At 44.5% G+C, this 10,394-nt stretch carries 10 protein-coding genes and 1 pseudogene; 7 read left to right on the top strand and 4 right to left on the bottom strand.

The features are described 5' to 3' along the window. Positions 1-870: ISAs1 family transposase (locus AB4517_RS10205; protein ID WP_372148291.1), on the bottom strand; the 870-nt coding region annotated here is incomplete at its 3' end. A gap of 176 nt (positions 871-1,046) precedes the next feature. Between AB4517_RS10205 and AB4517_RS10210 the strand changes: the two genes are divergently transcribed. The 3 genes and pseudogenes from AB4517_RS10210 to tnpA all read left to right on the top strand — a co-directional run bounded on the left by AB4517_RS10210 (position 1,047) and on the right by tnpA (position 2,431). Continuing rightward, the gene (locus AB4517_RS10210) at positions 1,047-1,565 is read left to right on the top strand and encodes a hypothetical protein (RefSeq protein WP_372148292.1); all 519 of its coding nucleotides are present in this window, start codon (positions 1,047-1,049) and stop codon (positions 1,563-1,565) included. Positions 1,566-1,618: 53 nt separating this feature from the next. After that, complete coding sequence (locus AB4517_RS10215; RefSeq protein ID WP_372148293.1) at positions 1,619-1,915, top strand: helix-turn-helix domain-containing protein; 297 nt, start codon at positions 1,619-1,621, stop codon at positions 1,913-1,915. A 182-nt stretch (positions 1,916-2,097) separates the two neighbouring features. Further along, positions 2,098-2,431: pseudogene (gene tnpA, locus AB4517_RS10220) on the top strand (IS66 family insertion sequence element accessory protein TnpA). Between the two features lie 54 nt (positions 2,432-2,485). On the opposite strand, the gene AB4517_RS10225 reads toward tnpA, so the two are convergent. The 3 genes from AB4517_RS10225 to uxuA form a co-directional block, all read right to left on the bottom strand. Then, on the bottom strand, positions 2,486-3,109 hold the full coding sequence (locus AB4517_RS10225; protein ID WP_372148294.1) for a bifunctional 4-hydroxy-2-oxoglutarate aldolase/2-dehydro-3-deoxy-phosphogluconate aldolase: 624 nt from the start codon (positions 3,107-3,109) through the stop codon (positions 2,486-2,488). 47 nt (positions 3,110-3,156) lie between these two features. Continuing rightward, a complete protein-coding gene (locus AB4517_RS10230; RefSeq protein WP_372148295.1) occupies positions 3,157-4,077 on the bottom strand; it encodes a sugar kinase in 921 nt (306 codons plus the stop codon). 88 nt (positions 4,078-4,165) lie between these two features. Continuing rightward, the gene (uxuA, locus tag AB4517_RS10235; protein WP_372148296.1) at positions 4,166-5,344 is read right to left on the bottom strand and encodes a mannonate dehydratase; all 1,179 of its coding nucleotides are present in this window, start codon (positions 5,342-5,344) and stop codon (positions 4,166-4,168) included. 244 nt (positions 5,345-5,588) lie between these two features. Here uxuA and AB4517_RS10240 point away from each other — a divergent pair, with 244 nt between their 5' ends. The 4 genes from AB4517_RS10240 (at position 5,589) to AB4517_RS10255 (ending at position 10,270) form a co-directional block, all read left to right on the top strand. Next, positions 5,589-7,052, top strand: a complete 1,464-nt coding sequence (locus AB4517_RS10240) for a mannitol dehydrogenase family protein (protein WP_372148297.1) — start codon at positions 5,589-5,591, stop codon at positions 7,050-7,052. A gap of 8 nt (positions 7,053-7,060) precedes the next feature. Further along, entirely contained in the window at positions 7,061-8,467 is a 1,407-nt protein-coding gene (uxaC, locus tag AB4517_RS10245) for a glucuronate isomerase (protein ID WP_372148298.1), read from the top strand. A 192-nt stretch (positions 8,468-8,659) separates the two neighbouring features. Then, positions 8,660-9,175: a YgjV family protein gene (locus AB4517_RS10250; RefSeq protein WP_372148299.1), complete on the top strand. Its 516-nt coding sequence runs from the start codon at positions 8,660-8,662 to the stop codon at positions 9,173-9,175. Positions 9,176-9,478: 303 nt separating this feature from the next. Beyond that, entirely contained in the window at positions 9,479-10,270 is a 792-nt protein-coding gene (locus AB4517_RS10255; RefSeq protein ID WP_372148300.1) for an FCD domain-containing protein, read from the top strand. The last annotated feature ends 124 nt before the right edge of the window (positions 10,271-10,394 follow it).

Genomic DNA, 10,394 nt, shown 5'->3' on the forward strand with positions numbered 1-10,394 from the left:
TTTCCGGATTGGTATTATATACCATCGAGTTTCTTCCGATTGTTTTCCACTTAATTTTTCTTCAACCTTGGCGGTCACTTTGATTACACTCTGTAAACCATCCCAACGATATCCTTTGCCTAACCAGCTTCTATCAATGATTAATTGCTCGCAATGACGTGTTTCAATGCGTCCATGACCAGCACTTACTTCACTGAACTCATCATACGTGTCAGAAGTCGTGCCCTCTCGCATCGATTTGTGCCACCAAGCTTCAAGCTCTGCTTTCATCCCTGAGTGATTGCCTTTTAAGGCTAAGACGTAATCCGCTTTACCTTTCACAATCTGTTTAGCGATGTCTTTTTGACATCCCATTGCGTCCAACGTGATGATGCAGTTCTCAATATCAAGCAGTGTGAGTAACCTTGGGATAGCGGATACCTCGTTGCTCTTCTCATCAACCGCGACTTGCCCGAGAACGAGCTGATGTTGACTACTCCAAGCGCTGACCGCATGGAGTGGATTTCGCCTCTCACGTGTATCGAAAGAACGTCTAGCGGTTTTACCATCGATGGCAATGACATCACTCCCAGTAGACTCAATAAGACAGCTCATCCAACTTTGAAACGCTGTCTCAATTTCTTCTGGCTTAAGACGGCATATAACGCGAGCGATGGTATCGTGACGTGGAATACCATATTCGAAAGGACGATAACGCCGGAGCCAATCTAGGCGATGAGTGCCAAAATCTTCAATCTGCTCCCAGCCTTCGGCTCCTGATAGAACAGCACTGACGGCTAAAAGGATAATATCGAGAAGCTCATGTCGCTTGCATCGGTCAATACGTGGATCTTCAATGGCTTGAAAATGCTGGAGAAAAGAATCGGTCATGCTTAAAACGTTACAATAGATAATTAGTAGCTGATCTGATCACCAGTTTGCTGAAAAGTTCCCATTTTATAATGATCTTGCCGTGAGACACCTCGGAGAAATAATTATTGCTTTTGATATGGTTGATTGTCAGTATTAGAGCCGAATCTTCTTGTAAACACATAGAGGGTTTATCAATGAAAAATCAAATCGTACTTTTAGATTCACTGGCTCAGTTCGAGCAAATTCAAGATTCAAATCTAGCTGAAGTTACAGCTGACTCTCAACTATCAACCGTACCCACTTTAGAGACTGTTCGTTTAGGACTTTTGTATAAGATTTTTGTATCTAGCGTTGGTGAAGTAACCATCCTCAAATGCTCCGCAGTTTCAAAAAATGGCTCAACCGATCTTCGCGGTAATGAAACTAACTGGAATGACTTTGCGTTAATCTGTGAACAGGTCACTATGGCTCAACTACCAGTAGTATTTGAACTGCCAAAATCGGTCACTGACAATATCAAATCCGCCAACGATTTATGCTTGTTTTCTCAGCTATGGATAGAAGCTAATGAAGCCTATCAAGTTCTGGTGGCTGATGGTGTCGATAACCAGAAAGCACATGAGATTGTTGAAATAGCACTGGACGAGCAAATAGACGCGATGGGGCAGTCGTTACCAGACCAGTACAACGAGTGGTTAGTTCAGTGTGCTTGAGTTGATTCTTTAAAGTATACCGACTCATACTCGATATGGTGAAGCGTGTATGAGTGCGTATTTCGGTGATTTCAAAAGTGCTGACTGAATTCATGATTGATCTCGCTGCGGCAATGGCCAGGGATGATTATGAAACTCGACGTAAAAGACAGGCACAAGGAATACAGAAAGCAAAAGCTTTGGGTAAATATCAAGGAAGAAAACCAGACCTCCAACTGAGAGAAAATGTGGCTCTTTTACTTAGTGAGGGTAAAAGCTGGTCTCAAATTCAACACCTTTTAGGCTGTAGTCGGTCAACGATCGCAAAGGTCAAAAAGCTGGAGCAGTCCGATAAGGACGTTACTTTGTAATAAAGAAGGATATGAACTGGGTTTTTCCCATAAAAATAATAAGTTACGCTTTTAGCGTACAATATTTTCCGAATCGTCGTGTGACCCCTACTTCCTTATAGGTAAGCGCGTCATAAACCCCGCATTCTAACCGCCTAGCACGAATAATAAGATCAAGTCTCCAATCATGAGGAGGTTTTGAAATGGGAAAGCGACGCACCAATCAAGAATGGCAAACGCTTATCGAACAATCTGAATCGAGTTCATTATCTACACTTGCATTTTGTAAGCTCAATGAACTCAATCCCTCAACGTTCTATGCCAAGCGCCAGCAACTCAAATCACTGGCGCATCTCTAGGCTTTGTTCGGGCAGAAGTCGTCGAAAAGACGACAAAGTATCAAGCTCGAATAGCCACGGCTAACATGACTCTTCTCATCAATGATGTTGAGCTGAGTATTCCCCAAGGTACACCAGCGGCTATCTGGGAGAGCTCATCGGTGTGGTGAGGCCTCTTGAGGATCGTTCAAGTAGCTAAACGATCGGCATTAAGCTCAATGCTGGGCTTTTTCGAAACAATTGCAAAGCAATATTAGCTAACGTGAGCTACTGCGTCGCGAACTAATGCACCTAGTTCGTCCCACTTGCCTTCATCCATTAGCTTGGTTGGAACCATCCAAGTACCGCCACATGCAAGAACTGCAGGAATGTCTAGGTACTCGTCAACGTTCTTAAGGCTAACGCCGCCAGTAGGCATGAAGCTTACTGGGTAAACAGCAGTTAGCGCTTTAAGCATTGGAACGCCACCTGATGGTTCAGCTGGGAAGAATTTAAGAGTACGAAGGCCCATTTCCATTGCTTGCTCAACTAGGCTTGGATTGTTAACGCCAGGTACGATAGCAACGCCTTTGTCTAGGCAGTACTGAACTGTACGTGGGTTGAAGCCAGGGCTTACGATGAAGTCAACGCCAGCGTCGATAGAAGCATCAACTTGCTCGTTAGTAAGAACCGTACCAGAACCGATCAGCATTTCTGGGAATTCTTTACGCATAACGCGGATAGCTTCAACTGCATACTCAGTACGTAGAGTGATTTCAGCACAAGGCATGCCGTTTTCAACAAGAGCGCGACCTAGTGGAATTGCATCTTCAACGCGGTTGATAGCAATTACTGGAATCACTTTAAGACTTGCTAGTTTTTCGTTCAAAGTTGTCATGTTTTTTCTCATCGAAATAATGTGTGAGTCTGTGTTAGCAGGACAATTTATAGAGACAGCTCAGGCATTGCTTCAGCAGGGATGATAGCACCCGCGTACTGAATTACTGCACCTGCAACAGTGTGACCGCTAGCCGCTGATTCAACAGCTGTGCCGCCACATAGACGTTTCGCTAGGAAACCTGCACTGAAAGAGTCGCCAGCTGCAGTCGTATCAACGATGTTGTCGATCTGGTTAGCTGAAACGTAGTTTGCGCTTTCGCCTTCAACTACTAGACACTCTTTACCGCCACGCTTGATAACAAGCTCTTTAACGCCAGCGTTAGTTGTACGCTCGATGCATTGCTCAACGTTCTCGTCACCGTATAGGTCTTGCTCATCGTCGAAAGTCAGAAACGCTGTATCTGTGAAGTTCAACATCTTCAGGTACCACTTTTGAGCTTCTTCTTGGCTAGCCCATAATTTTGGACGGTAGTTGTTGTCGAAGAATACTTTGCCTTCGAAGTTCTCAAGGAACTTGAATAGCTCGTTGCGACCGTTTTGAGTCAAAATAGCTAGAGTGATACCACTTAGGTAAACAGCATCGTAGCCACTTAGTGTATCAACAAGAGAAGCTGACTCAGCTTGATCAAACATGAACTTCGCTGCAGCGTCGTTGCGCCAGTAGTGGAAGCTACGCTCGCCTGCGTCATCTGTTTCGATAAAGTACAATCCAGATTGTTTATTAGGGTTTCGAGAAACGAGACTTGTATCTATTCCCTCGGACTGCCAGTGACTAAGCATATTAGCGCTGAAAGGATCATTGCCGATAGCTGTAACATAGCTCGTTTTGATCTGGGTATTATTGGTTAGTCGTGTGAGGTAGAGGGCAGTGTTTATGGTGTCGCCACCGTAGGACTGTTTAAGAAGTTCACCGCATTGTTGTAGTTCAACCATTGATTCACCGATAACGGCAATTTTTAACGTCATATTTTACCTTAATTGATGCGATAAGCCGGGCAGCAAAGCCCCTGATAGTAAGTGGTGGTAGGGGCTTTGATTTTGCTTTATTGGGTCATTACGATTTCATTCGTTTAATCGCGAGTTCTAGCCCTCTTATTTCAGCAAGGCCTTTCAGTCGACCAATGCAGGAGTAACCAGGGTTGGTTTCCTTGTTAAGGTCGTCAATCATTTGGTGTCCATGATCGGGACGCATTGGAATGAGGCGGGTATCCCCTGTCGCTGCCCGTTTTTTCTCGACTGCAACAAGAGCATTAACGACGTTGAACATATCTACGTCTCCCTCTAAGTGAGCCGCTTCGTGGAAATTCTTGGGGTTATCTTCACGTTGGGTTGAACGAAGGTGAGTGAAGTATATTCTGTCCCCAAAGGTTTCAATCATTTTTACTAGGTCGTTATCACCTCGTACCCCATACGAGCCAGTGCACATTGTGATTCCATTCATCTTGCTAGGAACGGCTTTCGTTAGCGCCTCGATGTCTTCGATAGTTGAAACAATCCTTGGTAAGCCAAGGATTGGGCGTGGTGGATCGTCTGGATGAACAGCAAGCTTTAGGCCGAATGACTCACAGGTGGGCATCAGCTCTTGTAGGAATAAAACCATATGTTCACGCAGTTTGTTCTTGTCTATGCCGCGATAGGTATCAAGTCGAGCCTGAAACTCTTCTAAAGTGTAGCCTTCTTCCGCGCCTGGTAGTCCTGCGATGATGTTCGATGTTAAGCGGGCGATATCATCCACACCCATATCTTCAAAACGATCTAGAGCTTCTTGTTTCTCTAAGTCGCTATATTCACTTTCCGCACCGGGTCTTTTTAGTATGTAAAGTTCAAACGCAGCAAACTCGGTTTGGTCGAAGCGCAAGGCTTTGGAGCCATCAGGAAGTTCAAATTCGAGATCCGTTCGGGTCCAATCTAAAACGGGCATGAAATTGTAGCAGACAGTATCGATACCACACTTTGCAAGGTTGATGAGGGACTGCTTATAGTTTTCTATCCACGTAAGATACTTTCCTGTTCGAGTTTTAATTTCTTCGTGTACAGGAACGCTTTCGACTACCGACCATGTAAAGCCGTTTTTCTCTAGAAGCGTTTTTCTATTCATTATTTCTTCAACACTCCACACTTCACCGTTAGGAATTTGGTGTAGGGCAGTAACAATGCCAGTAGCACCAGCCTGCTTAATGTCAGTTAGTGAAACGGGGTCGTTTGGTCCGTACCAGCGCCAAGTTTGTTCCATGTTATCTCCTAATTGCAATATTGGAATACCATTGTATGGTGGTAACTTACATTTTAATCGTATTTCCGCCAACAATATTGTCAATTGGTTTACCAAAATAGTGATCAACATCAAGAGTGTGAGTTTGAGAGTGCCTTTTTACTTGCCTTGTTGGGGGGAAAGTAAAAGAATACCAACATGCAACCTGAGTAGGTTATTTTAAACATTGGTGTGCCAAAGCGCATCGGTTATTCGGAGCTATAAAATGAACATATCTAAAATGGATGAATACCCAGAGCAACTTGAGCGACTAGATATCGACAGAAACGGTCTAAGTACGCGCATTGTTCATCTTGGCTTTGGCGCATTTCATAGGGCGCATCAGGCGTTATACACAAATGAGATGCTAGGCAAGACACAATCTGATTGGGGCGTGTGCGAGATTAATCTTTTTGGTGGCGAGGAACTAATAGCGAACTTGAGAAAACAAGATCATCTATTTACTGTAGCCGAAAAGGGAAAGAATGGAACGACACTAAAACAGATAAAGTGTGTCACCGAATCGCTTCAACCTGCTTTAGATGGGGTAGATGCAATACTAGAAAAAATGGCCGAACCACAAGTCGCTATTGTGTCCATGACAATCACTGAAAAGGGGTATTGTACTGATCCATCGACAGGCACTTTGGATAAGTCAAATCCGCTCGTTGTTGCAGATATGAATAATCCATCTTCACCTGTCTCGGCACTCGGAGTGATTACACGTGCACTATCGATTAGAAAGGAGCGTGGCCTGCAACCGTTCACGGTTATGTCGTGTGATAACGTTCAAGAGAATGGACATGTTGCAAAGTCTGCCATTATTGAATTTGCCACTCTTCAAGATGTCGAGTTAGGTTCGTGGATAGAGCAAAATGTCACTTTTCCGTGCACCATGGTTGATCGCATTGTGCCAGCGGCCACTACAGAAACATTAGCTGAAATATCTACTATATTGGGTTGCGATGACCCTTGCGCAATCGCATGTGAACCTTTTCGTCAGTGGGTTATTGAAGACAAATTTGTAGCAGGCCGTCCAGAGTGGGATGTGGCTGGGGCGCAATTTGTTGAGGACGTCGTGCCATACGAGGAGATGAAGTTGCGTATGTTGAATGGTACACACAGCTTCTTAGCGTACCTTGGCTACCTTGGTGGCTATGATCATATCTCCGATACAATGACAAACCCTGGTTATAGAAAGGCTGCATTCGATATGATGATGAAAGCGCAAGCTCCGTCTTTGAATATGCCAGAAGGGACAGGTCTTGAAGGGTATGCAAGATTATTGATTGAAAGATTTACCAACCCGAGTTTAAAGCATCGTACATGGCAGATAGCAATGGATGGTAGTCAGAAAATACCTCAGCGTATGGGCGGTAGTTTGAAATACCACCTAGAGACAGGTAGTGATTTCAAATGGTTGGCGTTGGGAATTGCGGGTTGGATGCGCTACGTGTCGGGTGTTGATGATTTGGGAGAAGGTATTGATGTTCAAGATCCTATGGCGAAAGAGCTACAAACTATTTGCGATAAGCATGGGAAGTCTGCATCTGTTGTGCCAGAACTGTTGGGATTGACTTCGATATTTGATCCAGAAATTGGTTCTAATCCCCGCGTGATTGAAGCGGTAAGTGCTGCATATCAGTCTTTAGTGGATATTGGTGCGAAAGCGTCTGTAGAGGGTTTATAGGGGATAGTATGAAGACTTTTATGTGTGAAGATTTCCTATTAACGAATGAAACTTCAAAGCGGTTGTATCATGAGGTTGCATCACAGCAACCAATCTTTGACTATCACTGTCATCTTAATCCAGCAGATATCGCTCAAGACCGACGTTTTGACAATATGAGTCAGATTTGGCTAGAGGGAGATCACTACAAATGGCGCGCGATGCGAACGGCGGGAATCTCAGAGGATTTAATTACGGGTAAATCCTCGTCTGATTTAGACCGATTTCAGGCGTGGGCAAAAACTGTACCTCAAACCTTGGGTAATCCGCTATACCACTGGACACACCTCGAATTACGTCGTCCATTTGGGGTGCACAATACCCTCCTTAGTCCAGACACTGCCGATGATGTTTGGCATCATTGTAATGAATTATTGGCAACACCAGAGTTCAGCGCACGTGGGATAATGAAGCAAATGAACGTGGTGATGGCTGGTACGACCGATGATCCTGTTGATTCACTAGAGCATCACCGAGCAATTGCTGAAGACAAGTCATTTGATGTGCAAGTATTGCCAAGTTGGCGCCCTGATAAAGCCTTTAAAATTGAACTTGATACGTTTGTTGATTACATGCAAATGCTTGGGAGAGTAGCGGATATAGAGATCCGTCGATTTGATGATCTTCTGATGGCACTGGATAAGCGTTTGCTTCATTTTGCAGAGCATGGCTGTCGTGCGGCTGATCATGGCATTGAAGTCGTCCGTTACGCGCCTATTCCGGTGGAGTCGGATTTGGATGCCTTGCTTTCACGCCGTTTAAGTGGGGAGACTCTTAGCGAATTTGAGAGTGCGCAATTCTCTACGGCTGTACAAGTGTGGCTTGGTAAGCGCTATGCCAATTTGGGTTGGGTTATGCAATTGCACATTGGTGCACAGCGCAACAACAATACCCGGATGTTCCGATTACTTGGTGCTGACTCGGGTTTTGACTCTATTGGTGATACGTCGTTTGCTTTTGAATTGGCGCACCTAATGGATGAGATGGATAAGAGCGATGAATTGCCACGGACGATTCTGTACTGCCTTAACCCTCGTGATAACGAGATGATGGCGACCATGATAGGTAACTTCCAAGGTGGCGGTATTGCTGGAAAGGTTCAGTTTGGATCTGGCTGGTGGTTTAACGATCAGAAAGACGGTATGCAGCGTCAAATGGAGCAGTTATCTCAGTTAGGTTTATTGAGTCACTTTGTGGGTATGCTGACCGATTCGAGAAGCTTTCTTTCCTACACGCGACATGAGTACTTTCGCCGGATCTTATGTGACATGATAGGTCGCTGGGCTGAAAACGGTGAGGTGCCAAACGATATGTCTCTGCTTGGTCCTATGGTCGAAGGTATTTGTTTCGGCAATGCCAAGCGCTATTTTGCATAACAACTGAGAGTTTAGGGGGGATTCTCGCTTCAAGGATAAACCCAAGTGTGTATATGCGATAAGTACCGCGATTTTCGAGTCGCGGTTAAAAGTAACCCCAACGAACGCAACATTGAGTCGTTGATTTATCGGTTGGGAGCCCTGACAAAAGGGTAGCTTATCTAAGAATTCAAATAAGGCACTTAGATGTTAATGAGTGATCCAATAATTTTCGCGCAGAGTGTTGGTGGGGTTGCGTTCGTATGTGGTATTCTGGCCTTTCTGCAGAGAGAAGACCTCAAATTTCGCTACGGTATGGTGATCTTCTGCTCGATAATGGCGGTGCATTTTTTCATGATGGACGCCATGGTCGCGGCTGTAGGGGTAAGTCTCAACGCGATACGTGCATTTGTTTCAATCAAGACACAATCTCGCTGGGTTATGTGGGTGTGTGGTTGCTCTTTGATAGCGATGATGGTTCCACATGTAAGAACTCCAATAGAGATATTGCCCATTATAGGGTCGGTTGCAGGGACGTGGGCCTTATTCTCTTTGAAGGGAATTAAAATGCGAAGTGTCATTCTTTTTAACTCCTGTTGTTGGTTCATGCATAATGTTTGGTTGGGTTCAATCGGCGGGAGCTTGGTCGAGGGTGCCTTCATCGTTACTAACCTAATGACGATCTATAAGTTGCGGTGTAATACCGGAGCAGAGAGTTCTGCGTACTAATGTCTATTGACAAGAAACGTACCAATAGTCATGCAATTTACCAACTAATATTTAAATAACTCCCTCTGCATCTGTATTTACATCCCTTTCACTCCTAAATTCCTCTGCTGTTATAGAAAATAACGCATATTCGATCGCTTGTATTTGTTGGTTGGTTACTTGTAGGGGCAAGGTTGGAATCTACGTCATGATGGTCATAAAATAAGTGTGGATGTTCATGTGATCTAGCAAAGAATTGGTATATAACTTAAGTTCTCTCTGCTACAATTTTGTGAGTTAACTATATGCGACTAGGATGTTGGTATGCCAGAGAAAGGTAGGCGGTATCTCTCCATTGGTAGAGATCTGAGAAAAAAGCTAGAAATGGGGGAGTACGCAGTAGGGGAACGATTACCGACTGAACGTGACATCGCAACTAAGTACAATGTTAGTCGTACGGTGATTCGTGAGGCTATCATAATGCTAGAGCTTGAGGGGTTGGTTGAAGTTAGAAAAGGCTCGGGAGTCTATGTAATGAAGCTGCCAGCAACACCGACTTTAATCGGTGGTCATCAACAATCTATCAGTGGTCAAGGGGCTGGGCCGATGATTGATTTGAATGGTGATATCGGCCCATTTGAGATGCTACAGGGTCGTCAATTACTAGAAAGTCACATTGCAGGCTTTGCTGCTCAAAACATCACTAAAGCCGAAATTAGTGAGATGAGAAGAATTTTAGCGGAGGAGCGGGCTCAAGTGCTTGCCGATAATCCGAGTCATGATACTGATAAGCAGTTTCATATCGCGATTGCACGAGCAACCAAGAACGGATTGCTTATAGAGGTCATGGAGGCCATCTGGTCTCGACGTGAGAGCAGTAAAATGTGGGCCCAGTTGCATGCCGATGTAGATAGCCAAAAATATCGAATGATGTGGGTAGAGGAACACGCAGCCATTCTTAATGCTCTGTTGAGAAAAAACCCAGAAGAGGCAAAGCTCGCGATGTGGAAGCACTTGGATAGTGTGAAGCAAACGCTAATGAAGTTTTCAGATATAGATGATGACTCTTTTGATGGTTTTCTATTTGATAGTTACCAATTAGAAGTGAATTCGTAGGCTTTAATCTAAGGTTATGCTTCCTCCGTGATTGCCTACTAAAAGTATAGCAACACTTAAGGGGGGTATTACCAGAGAGACAAGAACGAAGTTACCCAAGAGCAGTAATCGAGTAGGAGGAGGC

This window comes from Vibrio sp. 10N.222.52.C3 (assembly GCF_041474195.1).
GTDB classification, from domain to species: Bacteria; Pseudomonadota; Gammaproteobacteria; order Enterobacterales; family Vibrionaceae; genus Vibrio; species Vibrio crassostreae_C.